The organism is uncultured Lutibacter sp. (assembly GCF_937891065.1).
In the GTDB taxonomy this organism is placed as follows: Bacteria; Bacteroidota; Bacteroidia; order Flavobacteriales; family Flavobacteriaceae; genus Lutibacter.
Window position 1 is genome coordinate 1 of sequence record NZ_CALAEQ010000026.1, and the last position, 19,696, is coordinate 19,696.

Below are 19,696 nucleotides of genomic sequence, written 5' to 3' on the forward strand. Positions count from 1 at the left end.
TTTCGTGAATTACAAATTTGGTGTCTGTTCGTTTCATTAATGAAACACTATCCATTTCTTTTAAAGAAATAGATTCCAAATTATTTATAATATGTGATAGTTGTTTTTTCATGATGGAACAAATAAACTACGTTTAGATAGTAATTAAAAAACAAATCAATGAACTGAGAAGTTTCATCTATGAATTAGCTTATAGTAGTTGCAGAGTTTTTTTATAAATAGTTGAAAAAATCCGCTTATTCATAATTATGAGTTTATGATAAGCGGATAGTTAACAAAACAAACAATTCTAATTAATTATTTCATTTTCGCTCTCTTTTTTTGGAGCTGTTATTTTTTAAATAGGTTGTATATAATTTTTTCTGATCATTAGTTAATAATGCTTTTATATCATTTTCAAGCGACGTTTTTAATACTTCCATTTCATCTCTATCAGGTCTTCCAGCACTTGTTTTATCTTCCACTTCTTCAAAATGTTCAGTGTACAATTCTAGTACTTGCTCTTCTTGTTCGTCTGACAATAAAAGGTCTTCAGATAAATCGCTTACCATTGTTTTAATTTCTTTAGCTGTTCGTAATGCTGGAGGTCCGCCTTGTCCACCTCCTTGTGGTGGCCCATTTTGCCCACCTCGTTGTTGCCCGCACGCTGTTGTTGTAATTACTAATACTACAACTAACATTTTCCAGATTTTATTCATTTTTAATTTCATTATACAAGGGTTTTTTAATTATAATTCAAAGAAAAGGAAGCTTTGAATAATTAAAAATAACAATCAATGTTTAGGCGGTTTTCATCTACCAAATTGAAATAATTGATTACAACCGTTTTTGAAATTATTGATTTTCAAATAAATGATATTATATAGAAATAGGATATTTAAAGTTGTTGTAAAAAGAAAGCATCGACTAAAATTGAATCGATGCTTTCAAGAAAAAGAAAAAAGGGGTGTTGTTGTAAAATCTATTTTAAAAATTATACTGGCCAACTATTAAAAGGTTGCTTTTCAAACTGCATTGTGCCATCTTCTCCTTTAAATATATTTATCCAAGCTTGCCAGTTTTCATTATCTAATTCAGGGTAATCTAATCTGTAATGACTGCATCTACTTTCAGTTCTCATAATAGAAGCTTTTAGTTTCATTTCAGCAGTTGTAATCATATTTGCCGTTTCATGTACTAAGCGAAGCTCATGCATATTAGCGGCTCTTAACATGGGTACATGATGATCTCTTAATTCTTCAATATAAGCCAAAGCGGCGTTTAATAAATTTCCTTTTTTTATGTAAATAATAAAATTAGGAATCATAATTCCTTGCAATGTCTGTGTTACCCAAGCTGGACTATAACCTGCTTCCCGTTTTAAAGGCGCTAAAATTTCTTCTTGAATTTCATTTATTTTTGAAGTTGAAATATGAACTGTTTCCACCTTTTTACTATAATTTGCAGCAGCCTCACCAGCTATTCCACCTTGTACTGCAGATCCAGCTAATGATGAACCTACTTGTGTGTAAATTGCTCCAGCCATATAAGAACCTAAAGCATCTCCTGCTGCATATAATCCTGGAATATTAGATTCGCATTTGTCATTTATAGGAACCAAACCTTCTGCTTTATGAATAGACATTCCCGCGGAAGAGCCTCCAACTCTAGTTCCACTCATTCCTGGAGGAGCGCCACCTTCCAGTTTTGGTGATTTTCTACCTTCTCGTTTTGGGGGTTCTGAGTTATTTCTTTGAAATTCTTCAGGTACATATGGACCACCTGAAACTTCATTTTGATTTCCAGACCCTGGAGGTCCCATTTTTAATGGATTTCCGTTCTTGTAAGCAATGTAATTCATGTCAACACCTAAATCATGATGAATTTCTACACCCGTTGTTCCGGGTTTTCTTTCAAACATATCTCCCCAACCATCATAGCAAGCTGCAGGGTTATCAGAACTACCCGGATGCCCATCATTCCATTCTTTTCCAGTTACTTTTGCACCAATATTGTAGGCCATAATAGTGCCGTCATGTGTTAAATCACAAATAGGAAAACCATTGGGTTTAAAGCCTCCTGCTCCTGTACAAAGTATCACACTTTTTGCTTCATAAAATATTATTTTTTCTTGATCTGTACTGAAGCCAGCCGCTCCAACAATTTTATTGTTTTCTTTTATTAAATGCGTAATTACAATCCGTTCTTGTAATGGAATATTGCGATCGTTTATAGGTTTGCTAAAGCTTTTGTTGTACAATGTAGAATCAAAAAAGCCCCATTCTTTTAAATCGTTAACACGTGCTAAAGAATGTTCTGCCATTTGTTTTGTGTAAGTAGCATTATTAGTTCCTAATGCTGATCGTGAAACGGCATCAGTAAATTCATCAAGGCTTAATTTTTCATTTTTAGGGTCGTAAGCAAAAATTCCCTTTGCAAAAGGTGTTTGTCCTGAGGCTCCTAATCTTCCTTTTGAAACCATTAAAACATTGGCGCCTGCATCATGTGCTTTTACAGCTGCAAATAAGCCTGCCATTCCACCACCAATAACTAAAACATCGGTACTTATTTTATCAATATCTAATGAGTCAACATCAATTTGAGGATTGTTTAAAGCCCAATCTAAAGGCATCCCCATTGCTGAAATGGCAGCAAAACTTGCTGCACCACCAGCCAATGTTATAAACTTTCTTCTGGATATATTTTTTTTTGTTGTTTTTTTCATTTTTTTGAAGTTTTAAAAAGGTAGGTTCTTAGTAAGTAAAAAATACCGCTAGCTACCATAAGAATGTAATAAATTGAAAAGAGGGTGTTGCTATGTCGGCCAATATTTATCACGTGCCAAGTAGCTGTTATTATAAAAAGCATGGTGAAATAACCATGTAAACTTCTCCAGGTTCTATAAGTTAAACGCAATTTGAATCTAAAAAATGAAGTAATTAATAGTATTACCATACAGAAATATGCAATTAAACCTAAAATAACGCCTAAACTACTAAAGGTTGTTATTAATTTTATAAAGGCATCAGCCGGAGCTACTGTGTTGTCAAAAAACTTTGGTACAATTATAAAAAATGGATGTAATAATAAAATTGAGATAAATAAATAACCTACAAATTTATGAATAGCTAATACGTTTACCATTCTTATCTTTTTAACCAATGTTATATTTAATCTTGAAGAAAATAATTGAGATAGTAAGAGTGTAAAACCCAAAATGGTTACTATTGAAAGGGTTTCCATTAAAATAGATCTCTTTGGAAAATTTCCGAAGAAGTATAACAATGTTGGAACTGCAATAAATGCTATAATAAGTGCTGCTAGTTTAAATATGTAATTATCCTTTTTCATAATTAACCCCATGAAACAATTACAGGAATAGATTTGTCTGGTGAAATAGTAATAGCATCTACCGGACAATACATGCGGCATAAATGGCATATTTGACAATCTTCTGGAAAGATAATTTCTGCTTTTTTTGTAGAAGGATTTAACCTAATAACATCCGTTGGGCAGCTTTTAATGCATTCTTCACAACCTATACAACCGTTAATACTTTTAATTGCCATACTTCTTTGTATTTTAATTTGAACACAAAGGAATATTATATGTAATTGAAATTAAAATTGAATCAACTGATCAAATGAAACATTCAACCAACTGGTTAATTTTTATAACTAAAGTAATTTTTAGAAGCACAAAACAATTTTCATATTAGTGTCTGAAAATTGTATTTGTTAAAAAATGGGTTATTGCGAAGTTTTTAAATAATTATTGAAGTTCTTCTTTATTTTTTTTAGTATCAATTAGACCTATTTTTTTTGCTCTTGCTTCCCAGTTTTTACGTGCTAAGTTTTGTAAATCATCAACTTTATCACTTTCGTCCATAATTTCTAGACCTAGTAATGTTTCAATAACATCTTCCATAGTTACCAAACCGCTTGTTGTTCCATATTCATCAACAACCAAAGCCACATGTTCTCGTTCTGCAATAAATTTCTCAAACAAATCAGGAATTGGTAAATTTCTATTAGTGACTAATATTTCACGTTTTAATTCTAAAAGATTTTTCTCCCCATTTCCCTTAATAATTTCTTCTAAGAGTTCACTTTTAATTACAAACCCAGTAATATTATCAGAATTTTCTTTAAAAATAGGTATTCTTGAAAACTGAAGTTTAGGATGTTTTTTATAAAAAAATTGTATTGTATCATCTTCAGAAGCAGTAAGCATCACAGTTTTTGGAGTCATTATATCTTTAGCTTGAATTTCTTTAAACGTAAGTAAATTTTTAATAATTGTACTTTCATTTTCTTTAAAAACACCTTCTTTTTCAGCAATATCAGTCATTGTGTGAAACTCTTCTCTACTTAAAACAGAACCATGTACACCTTTACCACCAATCAATTTTGTTGTTAACTGCAACAACCATAAAATACCCGTCCATTTTAATGGGAAAATTAATAAAACTAATGCTTTAGATGTAATGTTTGCAAGTTGTTGCCAATATTTAGCACCAATTGTTTTTGGTATAATTTCAGAAACTACTAAAATTAAAATAGTCATAATTGCTGATACAATACCAACAATATTTACTCCAAGAATGCTAACTTTATAATCTAATGTTTCTGCCTGTACACCAACCATAATTGCACCAACTGTATGCGCAATGGTATTAATTGTTAAAATAGCTATTAAGGGCTTGTCTACATCATTTTTTAAATACTCAAGGGTTTTAGCAAACAATTTACCTTCTTGCTTTTTTATGGTAATAAATGTTGGGGTAATACTTAATAAAACAGCCTCAAGTATTGAACATAAAAATGAAAAAAAGATTGAAACTGCAGCATATAATAAAAGTAAAGACATTTCATATTTATTTAGAAAGCAAATTTAGTTAATATTAGCTCAACTTTAAAATAATTCATATTCACTGAAAAATGATAATTTAACAGCGAATACAATTCATTCTCTTGGATCAAAAAATTATTGTTACTTTGTAATTATTCTGGTTGTTTATTGAACAAATCAAACCGAGATTTGGCCTTATTTGAAGCTTTTAAAAAAGTAGCGTAGTCTATAGGCTTCAATAAATAATCTATGACGTCAACTTTAAATCCTTCAACAGCATATTTACTTTAGGCTGTAGTGAAAATTCTTTTTGGTGAGCTTTTTAATAACTTTCCTAAATCCACCCCATTTAAATCGGGCATATCAATATCTACAAATAGTAAATCTACCGTGCTATCTTGAAAATAAGTATGGCCTCTAAAGGATTTTAAAAAGAGTTTTTAAGCTCTAAAAAAGCTGTTTTTTCAATATAACTGGTCAGCTGTTTAAATGCGTTATCTAATGCTGAAATAAAGAAGTTAGTTTTCTTCTGAGGCAATCATTTTTTCAAAAATAATTCCACCCTTAAACATTCCTTTTAAAAAAGGATGTATTTCTTCGCCTAAATCGGTTAAGCTATATTCTACTCTGGGTGGAACTTCAGGAAATACTTTTCTATTAATTAAGTTATCAGCTTCTAATTCTTTCAATTGCTTACTCATCATGCGTTCACTAATATCTGGTATCAATTTCACCAATTCGTTGTACCTTTTATCACCCTGAGAAAGGTGTAAAATAATGGTGCTTTTACGTTTTCCCTTAATCGTATTTATAAAAGTATCTATAGGACAATAACTTTTTTTCATTTTTTTTGCTTTTAAAACCTAGTATCTTTACAAAACAGTACAAAATGTTCGTAAGTGCATAATTTGTAAGCTCTTGTGTACAACAAAATATTGATCGAAATTTGACACAAATTTAATAAAAAGACAGGAGATTATGGTAAATACTAAAACTACTTTTAAAGCTTTTAGAGTTGAAGAGGAAAACGAAAAATTTATTACAGCAATAAAAGAAATGCCTTTTGAAGCAGTAGAAAAAGGAGAAATACTAATTAAAGTACATTATAGTTCATTAAACTACAAAGATGCTTTATCGGCTAGTGGAAATAAAGGTGTTACTAGGAATTTTCCGCATACACCAGGAATTGATGCAGTTGGTAAGGTCGTTTCAACTACTTCTGAAAAATTTAAAATTGATGATGCAGTTATTGTAACTAGTTATGATTTAGGGATGAACGCCAATGGAGGTTTTGCAGAATATGTGAAAGTTCCTGAAAATTGGGTGGTTAAATTACCTAAAAATCTTTCTATGAAAGAAGCTATGATTATTGGAACTGCGGGTTTAACAGCTGGTATGTCGGTTTTAAGATTAACTGAAACCGTAAAACCAACAGATGGAACAATTGTTGTTTCTGGTGCTACTGGTGGAGTAGGATCAGTAAGTGTAATGATTTTAAATAAATTAGGTTATAAAGTAGCTGCAATTACTGGAAAAGAAGCTGAGAAACAATATTTATTAAATTTAGGAGCTACTGAAGTTATTTTACGTAAAGATTTTGAAGAAATGCAAAACAGACCTTTACTAAAACCTCTGTTTGCTGGTGCTATTGATACTGTTGGAGGTGTTATTTTAGAGAATATGATTAAATCTGTAAATCCGTTGGGTGTTGTAACTGCTTGTGGAAATGCAGCTTCAATAAAGTTAGAATTAACAGTATTTCCTTTTATTTTAAGAGGAATATCTTTAATTGGAATAGATTCTCAAAATTACCCAATGAAATACAGAGTGCAGGTTTGGAACAAATTAGCTAATGAGTGGAAATTAGATAATTTAGAATCGAACGCTAATACAATTTCTTTAGATGAATTAAGTGAAAAATTAAACTTAATGTTAACAGGTAAATTAAAAGGAAGAACCGTTTTAAAATTGGTTTAAAACCTTCAATAAATAATACAAAAAAAGCTCATTAATGAAAATTAATGAGCTTTTTAAAACTAGCGTTATATTGTTATTATTTCTCTAACTTTTTCAATAATAATTCTGCTACCAATTCTGATGAAGCAGGGTTTTGACCTGTAATTAATAAGCCATCTTCTAATGCATAAGGGCTCCAATCTGCTCCTTTAGAGTATATTCCACCGTTTTCTTGTAACATATCTTCTACTAAAAATGGTACAACGTTTGTTAGTTGTACAGCTTCTTCTTCGGTATTACTAAAACCTGTTACTTTTTTCCCTTTTACGATAGGAGAACCGTCAACTTTTTTAGGATATTTTAATGCTGCTGGTGCATGACATACAAAAGCTACTGGTTTGTTAGCATTATAAAAACTTTCTATTAATGAAATAGATGATTTATCTTCAGCTAAATCCCATAAAGGACCATGACCACCTGGATAAAAAACTGCATCATAATCTGCTGCATTTACTGTTTCTAATTTTACTGTATTTTTAATAATATCTTTAGTTGCAGCATCGTTATTATATCTTTCAGTCGCGGGTGTAGAAAAGTCTGCCAATTCACTTTTTGGGTCAATTGGTGGTTGTCCTCCTTTTGGCGATGCAACAGTTACTTTTACACCTTTATCAACTAAAAAGTAATAAGGGCTTGCAAATTCTTCAATCCAAAAACCAGTTTTTTCTCCAGTTTTTCCTAAATCTTCGTGACTAGTTAATACAAATAATACGTTCATTGTTTTTTCTGTTTTATTATTAGTTTCAGTTGCTGCTGCATCTTCTGCTTTTGGTGTTTGCTTTTCATTTTTACAACTTGCAGCTGTAATTATTGTAAAAACTACCATTAAATATTTTATTGTTTTCATAATTTTTATGATTTTTTAATAACTCATTTCAACTATTTTTTCTACATCACTTGGTGTCACATTTTGGCGTTCTCCCATGCCTAACCATCCTCTATCCGTAAAACGTTTAGAAATAATTTGAGCGGTCCCTTTATAATCTTCAGTATATTCCGATAAGGTAGTTTTAATACCTAAAGAATGAAAAAAGGCGGTTGTTTTCTTAATTCCAGCCAATGCTTTTTCTTCAGGAGTACCTTCTGTAATATTCCAAACGCGTTCAGCGTATTGAGCTAATTTCTCTTTTTTACTTTCTAAATTATAGGTGTAATGACTTTCAGTAATAATTGCCAATGTACGTGCGTGATCTATACCAAATAGTGCAGTTAGCTCATGGCCCATCATATGAATCGCCCAATCAGATGGTACACCTTGTTGAATTAATCCGTTTAAAGCCATAGTGCAACTCCACATAAAATTAGCTGCTGCATTATAATTTGTTGGATCTTTTAATAAAGTAGGAGCAACTTCAACCAATGTTTGCAGTATGCTTTCAGCAAAACGATCTTGTAGTTTTGCATCTACTGAATAAGTCATGTATTGCTCTAAAACATGGGTAAATGCGTCTGCCAAGCCGTTTGCAAGCTGGCGCTGAGGAATTGATTTTACTACCTCAGGATCTAATATTGAAAACACAGGAAATAATCCAGGACCGCCCATCACTAATTTTTCTTTTGTTTCTCTGCGAGTAATTACGGCCCCCGAGTTCATTTCTGATCCTGTAGCTGGTAATGTAAGTACTGTTCCAAAAGGCATTCCTTCTAATGTACGTTCGCTGTTTTTAAGTATGTTCCAAGGTTCTTCACCTTTATACAATGCCGCAGCAGATAAAAATTTAGTTCCGTCAATTACAGAACCTCCACCAACAGCTAATAAAAAAGTAATTTTTTCTTCTTTAATTACTTTTAGAGCCTCTACTAAAACAGCATATTCTGGGTTGGCAGGAATACCCCCAAATTCAACAACATCAAATGTTGAAAGTCCTTTTTTTACCTGATCGTAAATTCCATTTGTTTTGATGCTTCCACCTCCATAAAGTAGCAATACTTTAGCGTTCTTAGGAATCTCATTTGTAAGATTTTCTATTTGGTTTTTACCAAATAAAATTTTTGTTGGATTTTTATATTGAAAATTATTCATAATATTGATTTTTAATATGTTATTTAAATTTTAACTAGCATTTTACCGCTGTTTTTACCATCAAAAAGATCTAAAAACGCTTGCGGAATGGTATCAAACCCTTCAACAATTGTTTCGGTATATTTTAGTTTACCTTCTGCCAACCATTGTGATAATTGTGCAATAGCTTCAGGATATTTTTCAGCATAATTGAAAACAATAAAACCTTGCATTAAAGCGCTATTTCTCACTAAAAAAGGTTGAACACTAATGCTTTTTGGCAATTCAGTGTTGTTATAAACTGAAATGGCACCACAAACAATAATACGTGCAAACTGGTTGATGTTTACTAAAACTGCATCAGAAATTGGACCTCCAACATTGTCAAAATAAATATCTACACCATTTGGCACCGCTTCCTTAATAGCAGCATTCATATCTTTGGTTGTTTTATAGTTAATAGCTTCGTCAAAACCAAGAGTCGATGTTAACATCGTTCCTTTTTCATCGGTTCCTGCTATGCCAATAACTTTACAGCCATATATTTTAGCAATTTGCCCAACAATACTACCAACGGCACCAGCAGCACCAGAAACAACAATTGTTTCGCCTTTTTTTGGTTTTCCTATTTCTGTTAAACCTAAAAATGCTGTTAAACCAGTCATTCCTAAAACACCTAAATACGTTGAAAGTGGAGCTTTTGAAGCATCTACTTTTAACAATCCTTCTCCATTAGATTTTTGAAACTCTTTCCATTCTAACATTCCAGATACGAAATCACCTTTTTTAAATGAAGGATTTTTAGAGTCAATTACTTCAGCAACAATACCTGATGTAATTGGCTTATGTAATTCAAAAGAAGGCACATATGATTTAGCATCACTCATTCTTCCTCTTAAATAAGGGTCAACAGATACATACGTTGTTTTTAATAATAATTCTCCTGTGGATATATTTTCTACTTCATTTGAAACAAATTTAAAGTCTGATAATTGAGGTTTTCCAACCGGTCTTTTCTCTAATAAAATTGTTTTGTTCATTGGTTTAATATTAATTATTCTATAACTGTTACTAAATCTTCAGTGCTTTTTCTAACCTTTTTTAGGTTTACCAACCAATCACTTTTTGTATTTCTGTAACCAATTGGAAGCATTACACAACTTCTTAACCCTTTTTCTCTTAATCCTAATATTTTATCAACTGCAGCTGGATCAAATCCTTCAATTGGCGTGGTATCAACACCTTCATAGGCTGCAGCAATAATAGCCGCGCTAAATGCAATATAGGCTTGTTTTGCAGCGTGATTAAAGTTTTCTTCTGCATCCTTTTGAGGATATGAACCTAATAGCATTTGACGGTAATTTTCCCAACCTTCATTTTTAAATCCACGAACCTCGTTAGTTAGGTCAAACATTTTGTTTATTCTTTCTTCGGTATAGGTATCCCAAGCTACAAAAACTAACAAATGAGAACAGTCAGTAATCATAGATTGGTTCCATGCTACTGGTCTGATTTCTTCTTTAATTGCTTGATTTTTTACTACAATTATTTCAAAAGGTTGTAAACCGCTTGATGTTGGAGCTAACCTTGCAGCTTCAATAATGTTAGCAATTTTTTCTTCAGAAACCTTCTCTCCATTCATTGCTTTTGCTGCGTATCTCCAATTTAATTTATCTAATAATTCCATATTTTTTATCTTAATTTACTTTTTTAGTTATTCTTTGTTTTTGATATTTCTTTTATATAATCTGATGTAATAATTTTTTCTGTTAAAGCTTTTGAATTTGCCAATATCACCATGGTATTTGCGATATCCTTCGCTTCCGTAATTTTATATTTTTTTAATTTTCCTATGAATAATGGTTGAATAATTTTAAAAAGAGTCAACCCAATTTTTTCTCCTATTCGGATTTCATTTCTGTTTCCACCTATAATTGATGGCTGTAAAATGTACGTATTTCCAATATTTTGTTGAAGAACATCTCGTTCCATTTCACCTTTTGTTTTGTTATAAAAAATATTGCTTTTTGCATTTGCTCCTAAAGCTGAAACCACTAAAAAGGTGTTAATTTGGTTTGCTTTTGCCAATTTTGCAGCATTTACAGGAATGCCGTAATCTATACTTTTATACAATTCTTTATTTGGAGTTTTTTTTGCAGTAGTTCCGATACAACAAAAAACTTCATCAGCAGTAAAATCATTTTTAAAGGTTTCTAATTCAATAACATTACCTATAAATTGCTTCACTTTTGAAGGTAACCCTGTAATTTTTTTACGTGAAAATAATTTTATAAGCTCGTAACGTTCATCTTCAATTAATAGTTGAAGTAATAAACTTCCGGTTAAACCTGTTGCGCCTAATACAATTGCTGTTTTTTTCATAACTTATAATTTTATACTATCCCAAGCTGATTGAAATGATTCTTCCAAATGCTTTTCATTCAAAACAAAATTACTTTTTTGATGCATACTTGTAAGAAAAGTTAATGGGTAAACACTGTAAGCATATAATAAATAAGGTGAAATCAGTTTAATAATGCCTTTTTGTTGACCTCGTTCCCACAATTCTAGCAAAGGCTGTAAATTTTTCAACCCTTCTTGTCTGCTTTTTTCATCAATCATTGGTGTATTATCACATTGCACTAAAAAATTGGATTCGTCAATATTTGTTAACCTGTAGGTTGCAATGTTGAGCCAAACTTGTTTAAAACTATCTTTAACACTTTGTTCTTTTTCAAAATTCTCAAATGCATAATTAAAAAATGCCGCCTTAGTTTCTAAATAAAGTTGATTGATTAGGTCTTGTTTATTTTCAAAATAAATATAAATTGTTGCAGGAGACATTTCAGCCATTTTTGCAATTTTAGACATTGGTGCCGCATGAAAGCCATTATTATTCACTAACTGAAGTGTAGCATTTAACAAGGCACAACGTTTTTTATCACATTTTTGTCGAATTGCCATACTTATAATGTTGATTTATTATGTGAAACTAAATTTTTTACTTTCCAAGCTATTGCAATTAATAGAAATTGAATTGGAAGTCTTATAAAAGCTGCTTTTTGACTTCCTATTGCAGGTGTGTCAGAAAATATATCCCATATGTGTATTGGTAAAAATAACAGCATAAGTATTAAAATTCCCCAAGCACCTATTTTTTCATATTTTTTAATGAATACTAAAACTCCAACTAATATTTCAACAAAACCCGAAACATATATAATAGGCATAATGAATGGAAGAAATTCAGGAACAAAAGGGATATAAAAATCAGGTTTTATAAAATGTTGAATCCCACCAAAGATTAAAAAAAAACCCAATACAATTTTTAAAATTGTCCATATTTTTTGTTGCATATTCTTCTTGTGCTTAAAATATTATGGTGCAAATATAAAAAAAATAATTCACAAAACGAACGTTCATTCTTTTTGTGAATATAAAATTATGTTAAAACTTAAAAAGAGTACTTTTGCACTATAATAAAAAGTATGATGGCAAAAGGGAAAAATAGCGAACAATTACATTCAAATAACAAACATAAGAATGGTTATAATTTTAATGACTTAAGTGAAGTGTATCCAGATTTAAAAGAATTTGTTTTTGTGAATCAATATGGTACTGATACCATAGATTTTGCAAATCCAAAAGCAGTAAAAGCAATAAATACAGCTTTATTATTTAAATATTATAATTTGACTTTTTGGGATTTCCCAGACGATAATTTATGCCCTCCAATTCCTGGACGTGTAGATTATATACATTATTTAGCTGATTTGTTAAATGCTTCCGGTATTGATGAAAATGTAAAAGTTTTAGATATTGGCATTGGTGCAAATTGTATTTATCCACTTTTAGGAAATGCCGAATATAACTGGCAATTTATAGGAACTGATATTGACAAAAAATCATTAGATCGAGCTCAAATTATTTTAAAAAAGAATAACCTTACTGAATTTATTCAACTAAAACAACAAACTGATTCCACCCAAATATTTAAAAGTATTATAAGTGAAACGGATAAATTTTCTGCAACCATGTGTAATCCCCCATTTTATAGATCTCAAGAAGATGCTATGCAAGCAAACGCTAGAAAATTAGAAGGATTAGGAAACAGAGATCATGTACAAACTAGAAATTTTAGTGGAAAACAACAAGAATTATGGTATAAAGGAGGAGAAAAAGCGTTTATTCATACCTATTTATATGAAAGTTCTATGTTTAAAACCAATTGTTTTTGGTACAGCACTTTAGTTTCAAAAAAGGAAAATGCAGAAAGTATGTATTCTTCTTTAAAAAAACTTGGTGCAACTGATATTAAAACAATACCAATGCACCAAGGTAATAAAGTAACACGAATTGTAGCCTGGACTTTCTTAAATAAAGATGAACAAAAGGAGTGGATTACCAAACCATAATGTAATACCTTTTTTGGTTAAAAATTCAAACTCAATTTATCATGAATTAAAAACCGTAGTTAATTCCAACTCCAATAACTTCTCTAACTTGAAAACCTTCAAAAGCGTTGTCATCATAAATAGTTTGGAATATAAAATTAGTTGATAAGTATTTATTAATTTTCATTACAATATTCATCGTGTAATCTAAGTCTATATTTTGTGGGTCTTCTAAATAATTTGAATACAATGTTATGCTATTTTCCATTGAAACATTTTCCATTATATCATATTTAGCATAACCTGAAGCATAGAAACCTAATTCTAATCGAGTGCTTTTCCCTTCTTCAACACCAAAATAAGCATCATTTGGTAAAGTAAAATCTTTATCAACTATGATTAATTTTGCAGTAGCTGGAGCAAAATTGAATTTTAAATTATCACTCTTTTTCCAAAGCATACCAGGTCCAAATGAAACATTTGCAGGAGAGAATAAGTTGGTGAATTCTGTTCTAATTTCTTTTCCATTTACATCTTTTCCGTAAACATACCCTTTTGCTAATTGAGTTTTAAAGTTTAAAAACGTAGAATAATACCAAAATCCTTTTGCTTTTTTACCTACCAAAGAATTAAATTCAAATCGGTCGTCTGTTTTCTTTTCAAATTCACTGTTTTTACTTTTTGTTAACCCATAAGAAGCTAATATTTTGTTATCCCAAGTTATATTGTCTTTTATATAATTGAAATCGTAATTGATTCCTAAATTACCTGCAATGTTATTTTCACCACCAGCAACCCAATCAGAAAAAGCAGATTGGTTGAATAGAAATGAAATATTTCCTGTTTTAGTCCATCCATTTTTTGGACCTTCTTCTTTTTCTTGCGAAAAAGTTATAGTGCTAATCAGCACAAATACAATTAATAGAATTACTTTTTTCATATTTATTTAGTTTAAAAATCAAAGTTAGCGAGATACGTTTATAAAATATTATTATACAACTAAAAAGGTACAAAAATAATTTGTTATTTTTTATAAAGTGGAACTGTAGAACAGGCTTCACCAAACATGATAGATTTGGCAATGGGTTGTAGTTTTTCTATAAGTTGAATGTAAGCCGTTTCAGGAATTGGTTTTTGAGCACAACCCTTTATTATAATTGGCTTATTTTTATACTCTTCAATATTAAAATTGGTAATAATTTCATGATAAATTGAAGTTTCTAAAGCTGTTAAATTTCCAACTACAATTTTTTTAGCAAAAGGAGATAAATAAGTTGTTATTAACATAAATGCCCAAGAAGGAATAATAGCATCACAAGAGCACATTAATGCAACATACTTATTATTGTATTGCTCCCAGTCATGATTTTTTAAATGATCACGAAATTCAGATTCTTTTACGATAAGTTCTTGAAACAGCCAGTTTTTTATATCAATACTTGTTCTAGCTCCTTGAGGATAAAAATCTTCAAGATCAATTGTTTTTAGTTGACTGTTGGCAACTCTATTTACAATTTCATTAGACATTTAAGAAAGTTTTTTAAAGGAATCCAAGTTCTAGTTTTGCTTCTTCACTCATCATATCTTGTGTCCATATTGGATCAAAGGTAATTTCAACTTCCGCACTTACTACTTCTTCAATTGTTTTAACCTTCTCTTCAATCTCAACTGGTAAAGTTTCAGCTACTGGGCAATTTGGTGAAGTTAAGGTCATTAATATTTTAACGTCGTTATTTTCACTAACCATAACATCGTATATTAAGCCTAACTCATATATGTCTACAGGAATTTCAGGATCATAAATAGATTTTAAAACCTCAACTATTTTAACACCTAATTCTTCTACGCGTTCACTACTCATTACTATAATCTTTGTTTATATTCATTCTAAATAAGTGCAAATATACATGAATTAACTTAATTTAGAATGAAATGCTAAGGCGTATAATTTAATTTGCTTAATCATAGAAACTAAACCATTTGCACGCGTTGGAGATAAGTGCTCTTTTAATCCAATTTCATCAATAAAATAAAGATCAGCATCTAGAATATCTTTTGGTTTTTGGTTGTTAAAAACACGTAATAAGATTGCAACAATTCCTTTAGTTAAAATAGCATCACTATCAGCTGTAAACTGAAGTTTATCATCATTAATTTCAGAATGCAACCATACTTTAGATTGGCAACCAACAATTAAATTATCATCTAATTTAAACTGTTCATTGATAAGTGGAAGTGATTTTCCAAGATCAATTATATATTCATAACGTTCCATCCAATCTTCAAACATGGAAAACTCATCTATAATTTCTTCTTGTATTTCTTTGATAGTCATTTTTTAAACTTATTTTTGCAAAAATAAACACATCGATTGTTTAAAAAAAATATAAACACAAATAATGCGTAATAAAATATACGCGGAAATTAAAATTAGATGAATAAATTACTAGTTGTAGGTACGGTTGCTTTTGATGCTATTGAAACTCCGTTTGGTAAAACGGATAAAATTTTAGGAGGAGCAGCAACGTATATTTCGCTTTCAGCTTCACAATTTGGAGTAAATTCAGGAATTGTTTCTGTAGTTGGTGGAGATTTTCCAAAATCATATTTAGAAAAATTAAACGCCAAAAATATAAATACAGATGGTATTGAAATAATTGAAGATGGTAAAACATTTTTTTGGAAAGGACTTTACCATAACGATTTAAATACACGTGATACTTTAATTACAGATTTAAATGTATTAGCAGATTTTAATCCAGTAGTACCACAACAATTTATAGATACCGACTTTTTAATGTTAGGAAATTTACATCCTGCAGTTCAAATGTCAGTGATAAATCAAATTCCTGTTCGACCAAAATTGGTTGTATTAGATACTATGAATTTTTGGATGGATAATACATTAGATGAATTGATGGAAGTTATTGCTAAAATTGATGTAATCACTATTAATGACGAAGAAGCTCGTCAACTTTCAGGTGAATATTCTTTAGTAAGAGCGGCTCAAAAAATTCATAAAATGGGACCTAAATTTGTGGTAATTAAAAAAGGAGAGCACGGTGCATTATTATTTAATAATGGAGATGTATTTTTTGCTCCTGCGTTACCATTAGAAGAAGTTTTTGACCCAACAGGTGCAGGAGATACTTTTGCTGGTGGTTTTATTGGCCACATTGCAAAGACAGGAGATATATCATTTGATAATATGAAAAGAGCCGTTATATCAGGTTCAAATTTAGCTTCATTTTGCGTAGAAAAATTTGGAACAGAACGAATGGAAAATTTATCAAAAGAAGAAATTCAAGAACGACTATTACAGTTTAAACTATTAACACAATTTGATATTGAGTTAAGTTAAAATGAATTCCGCCAGCGTGCGGAATTTTTTATTTAATTTTACAACTAATACTACTAAAAAATGAGCGACTCTATTAAGCATGAATGTGGAATTGCAATGGTTCGATTATTGAAACCTTTACAATTTTATAAAGATAAATATGGCTCTGCATTTTATGGTTTAAATAAAATGTATTTGTTAATGGAAAAACAACACAATCGCGGCCAAGATGGTGCGGGTTTAGCAAGCATAAAATTTAATGTTGATCCAGGAACAAGATATATAAGCAGAGTTCGTTCAAATGAATCTCAGCCAATTCAAGATATTTTTGCACAAATAAATGGGCGTTTAAATGAGTTAAATGAAACTTTTCCCGATAAAATTAATGATGTAGAATGGCAAAATAATAATGCTCCATATTTAGGAAATTTATTTTTGGGTCATGTACGCTATGGTACTTTTGGGAAAAACAGCATTGAAAGTGTACATCCGTTTTTGCGCCAAAGTAATTGGATGCATAAAAGTTTATTAGTTGCTGGTAATTTTAATATGACCAATTCAAAACGCTTGTTTAACGATTTGGTTGAAATTGGGCAACATCCAAAAGAAATGACTGATACTGTTACGGTGATGGAAAAAATAGGTCATTTTATTGATGATGAAGTTGCTAAATTGTACGTAAAAATTAAAGAAGAAAAAGGTGTTGGTAAAAAAGAGGCTTCACCGTTAATTGAAAAACGCATAAACCTTAAAAAAATATTAAAAAAATCTGCTAAAAATTGGGATGGCGGTTATGCAATGGCTGGTTTATTAGGTCATGGAGATGCATTTGTACTTCGTGATCCGGCTGGGATTAGACCCGCATTTTATTATAAAGATGATGAAGTTGTTGTGGTAGCTTCTGAACGCCCCGTAATACAAACTGTTTTTAATGTTGCTATTGATGATGTTCATGAAATTGAAAGAGGACACGCCTTAATTATTAAGCGCAATGGAAAAGTAACAATTGATAAAATTAAAGAGGAATTACCTCAAAAATCTTGCTCGTTTGAACGTATTTATTTTTCAAGAGGTAGTGATGCCGATATTTATACAGAACGAAAAAATTTAGGAAAATTTGTATTTCCTCAAATATTAGAAAAGATAAATAATGACATAAAAAATACAGTGTTTTCATTCATTCCAAACACTGCTGAAACTTCTTTTTATGGAATGCGTGAAGCCGCTGAAGATTTTTTAAATCAGCAAAAAGCAGAAATTATATTAAAAGGGCAACGAAGTTTATCTGTAGAAAAAGTAAAAGAAATTTTATCAGAAAGACCACGAATTGAAAAACTAGCCATCAAAGATGCCAAGTTGCGTACTTTTATAGCTGACGATAGTAGTAGAGACGATTTAGTAGCGCATTTATATGATGTAACCTATGGAATTGTTCAGCCAAGTGATAACTTAGTAATTATAGATGATAGCATTGTTAGAGGAACTACTTTAAAGAAAAGTATTATTAAAATTTTAGATCGATTAAATCCTAAAAAAATCATCATTGTGTCATCTGCGCCACAAATTCGTTATCCAGATTGTTATGGAATTGATATGGCAAAACTAGGTGATTTCATCGCTTTTAGAGCTACATTAGAATTACTGAAAGACACCAACCAATATCATATCGTTAAAGAAGTTTATACAAATTGTAAAAACCAAAAGCATTTACAAGACACTGAAATACAAAACTCAGTTACTGCAATTTATGCACCGTTTACTGATACTCAGATTTCAGATAAAATTGCTACAATGTTAAAAACTGAAACTATTAATGCTGAAGTTGAAATTTTATATCAAACAGTCGAAAACTTACATAAAGCATGTCCAAATCATTTAGGTGATTGGTATTTCACTGGCGATTATCCAACTCCAGGAGGAAATCGTGTTGTAAATGATGCTTTTATTAATTTTTATGAAGGAAGCGACGCAAGAGCCTATTAAATTTATCTAAAATACAACCATCTTGAAAGATATCCTTTTTATTACGCCGCCATTTACACAATTAAACACGCCATATCCGGCTACGGCATATTTAAAAGGGTTTTTAAATACTAAGAAGGTATCTTCATTTCAAATGGATTTAGGTATTGAAGTAATTTTAGAACTTTTTTCGAAGAAAAGACTTCAGGAAGTATTCAATATTGCTTTTGAAAATGAAAGATTAAGTTCTTATAATTCACAAAGAATTTATACGTTAAGAAACGAATACTTAAAAAACATTGAACCCGTATTAGCTTTTTTACAAGGAAAAAATCAAACGTTTGCTCGTCAAATTTGTAGTGATAATTTTCTTCCCAAAGCTTCAAGATTTGAACAATTAGAAGATTTAGATTGGGTTTTTGGTTCCATGGGAATTCAAGATAAAGCGAAACATTTGGGCACCTTGTTTTTAGAAGATTTATCAGATTTTATAGTAGAGTGTATTGATGAAAATTTCGGATTTAGCAGATATGCTGAACGCTTAGGGAAAAGTGCCAATAGTTTTAATGAATTGTATGAAAGTTTACAAGAAGAACCTTCATATATTGATACCATTACTTTAAAAATTTTAGAAGATAAACTACAAGAAATTCAGCCTAAATTGATTTGTATTTCTGTGCCATTTCCAGGAAATTTATACAGCGCTTTTCGTTGTGCTCAATTTCTAAAAGAGAAGTACCCTGATCTAAAAATTTCAATGGGTGGTGGTTTCCCAAATACTGAATTAAGAAGTTTAACAGATGTTCGTGTTTTTGATTTCTTCGATTATATTACATTGGATGATGGAGAATTACCTATAGAATTATTACTTTCAAACGTATCAAATTCTACTTCAACTAATCCAGATCTTAAACAGTTTAAAAGAACTTTTTTCAAGGAAGATTATAAAGTAGTTTACAACAATTTATCTTCAAAAAAAGATTACAATCAAGCCAATTTAGGAACTCCCGATTATTCTGATTTATTGCTTGATAATTATATTTCAGTAATTGAAATTGCAAATCCAATGCATAGCCTTTGGAGCGATGGACGCTGGAATAAACTTACCATGGCACATGGTTGCTATTGGGGAAAATGTACTTTTTGTGATAT

The 19,696-nt window shown here is 30.6% G+C and carries 21 protein-coding genes and 1 pseudogene; 5 read left to right on the forward strand and 17 right to left on the reverse strand.

Annotated elements, in window-relative coordinates; genetic code table 11:
• Positions 1-302: 302 nt before the first annotated feature.
• The 6 genes from Q0352_RS01860 to Q0352_RS01885 all read right to left on the reverse strand — a co-directional run bounded on the left by Q0352_RS01860 (position 303) and on the right by Q0352_RS01885 (position 5,675).
• A complete protein-coding gene (locus tag Q0352_RS01860) occupies positions 303-698 on the reverse strand; it encodes a hypothetical protein (RefSeq protein WP_299522716.1) in 396 nt (131 codons plus the stop codon).
• 275 nt (positions 699-973) lie between these two features.
• Positions 974-2,704 carry an FAD-binding protein gene (locus Q0352_RS01865; RefSeq protein WP_299522719.1) on the reverse strand — a complete coding sequence of 577 codons (1,731 nt, stop codon included), beginning with the start codon at positions 2,702-2,704 and terminating at the stop codon, positions 974-976.
• Entirely contained in the window at positions 2,701-3,330 is a 630-nt protein-coding gene (locus Q0352_RS01870; RefSeq protein ID WP_299522722.1) for a ferric reductase-like transmembrane domain-containing protein, read from the reverse strand. Before Q0352_RS01870 ends, Q0352_RS01865 begins: the two co-directional genes overlap by 4 nt.
• A 2-nt stretch (positions 3,331-3,332) precedes the next feature.
• Complete coding sequence (locus Q0352_RS01875; RefSeq protein WP_299522725.1) at positions 3,333-3,548, reverse strand: ferredoxin family protein; 216 nt, start codon at positions 3,546-3,548, stop codon at positions 3,333-3,335.
• 202 nt (positions 3,549-3,750) lie between these two features.
• Positions 3,751-4,848, reverse strand: a complete 1,098-nt coding sequence (locus tag Q0352_RS01880) for a CNNM domain-containing protein (RefSeq protein WP_299522728.1) — start codon at positions 4,846-4,848, stop codon at positions 3,751-3,753.
• A gap of 500 nt (positions 4,849-5,348) precedes the next feature.
• Entirely contained in the window at positions 5,349-5,675 is a 327-nt protein-coding gene (locus Q0352_RS01885) for a helix-turn-helix domain-containing protein (protein WP_299522731.1), read from the reverse strand.
• Between the two features lie 133 nt (positions 5,676-5,808).
• Here Q0352_RS01885 and Q0352_RS01890 point away from each other — a divergent pair, with 133 nt between their 5' ends.
• Positions 5,809-6,807 carry a YhdH/YhfP family quinone oxidoreductase gene (locus Q0352_RS01890; protein WP_299522734.1) on the forward strand — a complete coding sequence of 333 codons (999 nt, stop codon included), beginning with the start codon at positions 5,809-5,811 and terminating at the stop codon, positions 6,805-6,807.
• Positions 6,808-6,883: 76 nt separating this feature from the next.
• On the opposite strand, the gene Q0352_RS01895 is transcribed toward Q0352_RS01890, so the two are convergent.
• The 7 genes from Q0352_RS01895 to Q0352_RS01925 are packed head-to-tail and all read right to left on the reverse strand — an operon-like array spanning position 6,884 to position 12,204.
• The gene (locus tag Q0352_RS01895; protein ID WP_299522737.1) at positions 6,884-7,693 is read right to left on the reverse strand and encodes a type 1 glutamine amidotransferase domain-containing protein; all 810 of its coding nucleotides are present in this window, start codon (positions 7,691-7,693) and stop codon (positions 6,884-6,886) included.
• Positions 7,694-7,708: 15 nt separating this feature from the next.
• Positions 7,709-8,869: an iron-containing alcohol dehydrogenase gene (locus Q0352_RS01900; RefSeq protein WP_299522740.1), complete on the reverse strand. Its 1,161-nt coding sequence runs from the start codon at positions 8,867-8,869 to the stop codon at positions 7,709-7,711.
• Positions 8,870-8,892: 23 nt separating this feature from the next.
• Entirely contained in the window at positions 8,893-9,888 is a 996-nt protein-coding gene (locus Q0352_RS01905) for an NADP-dependent oxidoreductase (protein ID WP_299522743.1), read from the reverse strand.
• A 14-nt stretch (positions 9,889-9,902) separates the two neighbouring features.
• Positions 9,903-10,535 (reverse strand): nitroreductase family protein, encoded by a 633-nt coding sequence (locus Q0352_RS01910; RefSeq protein WP_299522746.1) that lies wholly within the window; start codon positions 10,533-10,535, stop codon positions 9,903-9,905.
• A 23-nt stretch (positions 10,536-10,558) separates the two neighbouring features.
• The gene (locus tag Q0352_RS01915; RefSeq protein ID WP_299522749.1) at positions 10,559-11,230 is read right to left on the reverse strand and encodes an NAD(P)H-binding protein; all 672 of its coding nucleotides are present in this window, start codon (positions 11,228-11,230) and stop codon (positions 10,559-10,561) included.
• Between the two features lie 3 nt (positions 11,231-11,233).
• Positions 11,234-11,812 carry a TetR/AcrR family transcriptional regulator gene (locus Q0352_RS01920; protein ID WP_299522751.1) on the reverse strand — a complete coding sequence of 193 codons (579 nt, stop codon included), beginning with the start codon at positions 11,810-11,812 and terminating at the stop codon, positions 11,234-11,236.
• A gap of 2 nt (positions 11,813-11,814) precedes the next feature.
• On the reverse strand, positions 11,815-12,204 hold the full coding sequence (locus Q0352_RS01925) for a hypothetical protein (RefSeq protein ID WP_299522754.1): 390 nt from the start codon (positions 12,202-12,204) through the stop codon (positions 11,815-11,817).
• Positions 12,205-12,336: 132 nt separating this feature from the next.
• Here Q0352_RS01925 and rlmF point away from each other — a divergent pair, with 132 nt between their 5' ends.
• Positions 12,337-13,263: a 23S rRNA (adenine(1618)-N(6))-methyltransferase RlmF gene (rlmF, locus tag Q0352_RS01930; protein WP_299522757.1), complete on the forward strand. Its 927-nt coding sequence runs from the start codon at positions 12,337-12,339 to the stop codon at positions 13,261-13,263.
• A gap of 46 nt (positions 13,264-13,309) precedes the next feature.
• Here rlmF and Q0352_RS01935 read toward each other — a convergent pair whose 3' ends face one another.
• From Q0352_RS01935 to Q0352_RS01950, 4 genes are all read right to left on the reverse strand, one after another.
• A complete protein-coding gene (locus Q0352_RS01935; RefSeq protein WP_299522760.1) occupies positions 13,310-14,182 on the reverse strand; it encodes a DUF3078 domain-containing protein in 873 nt (290 codons plus the stop codon).
• 83 nt (positions 14,183-14,265) lie between these two features.
• Positions 14,266-14,769: a DUF2480 family protein gene (locus tag Q0352_RS01940; RefSeq protein WP_299522763.1), complete on the reverse strand. Its 504-nt coding sequence runs from the start codon at positions 14,767-14,769 to the stop codon at positions 14,266-14,268.
• A 13-nt stretch (positions 14,770-14,782) separates the two neighbouring features.
• On the reverse strand, positions 14,783-15,103 hold the full coding sequence (locus tag Q0352_RS01945) for an iron-sulfur cluster assembly protein (RefSeq protein WP_299522766.1): 321 nt from the start codon (positions 15,101-15,103) through the stop codon (positions 14,783-14,785).
• Positions 15,104-15,154: 51 nt separating this feature from the next.
• Positions 15,155-15,577, reverse strand: a complete 423-nt coding sequence (locus Q0352_RS01950; RefSeq protein WP_299522769.1) for a SufE family protein — start codon at positions 15,575-15,577, stop codon at positions 15,155-15,157.
• A 99-nt stretch (positions 15,578-15,676) separates the two neighbouring features.
• Here Q0352_RS01950 and Q0352_RS01955 point away from each other — a divergent pair, with 99 nt between their 5' ends.
• From Q0352_RS01955 to Q0352_RS01965, 3 genes and pseudogenes are all read left to right on the forward strand, one after another.
• Complete coding sequence (locus tag Q0352_RS01955) at positions 15,677-16,603, forward strand: PfkB family carbohydrate kinase (RefSeq protein WP_299522772.1); 927 nt, start codon at positions 15,677-15,679, stop codon at positions 16,601-16,603.
• A gap of 60 nt (positions 16,604-16,663) precedes the next feature.
• On the forward strand, positions 16,664-18,565 hold the full coding sequence (locus Q0352_RS01960; protein WP_299522776.1) for an amidophosphoribosyltransferase: 1,902 nt from the start codon (positions 16,664-16,666) through the stop codon (positions 18,563-18,565).
• A 22-nt stretch (positions 18,566-18,587) separates the two neighbouring features.
• Positions 18,588-19,696, forward strand: a pseudogene (locus tag Q0352_RS01965) (radical SAM protein); the annotation flags it as partial.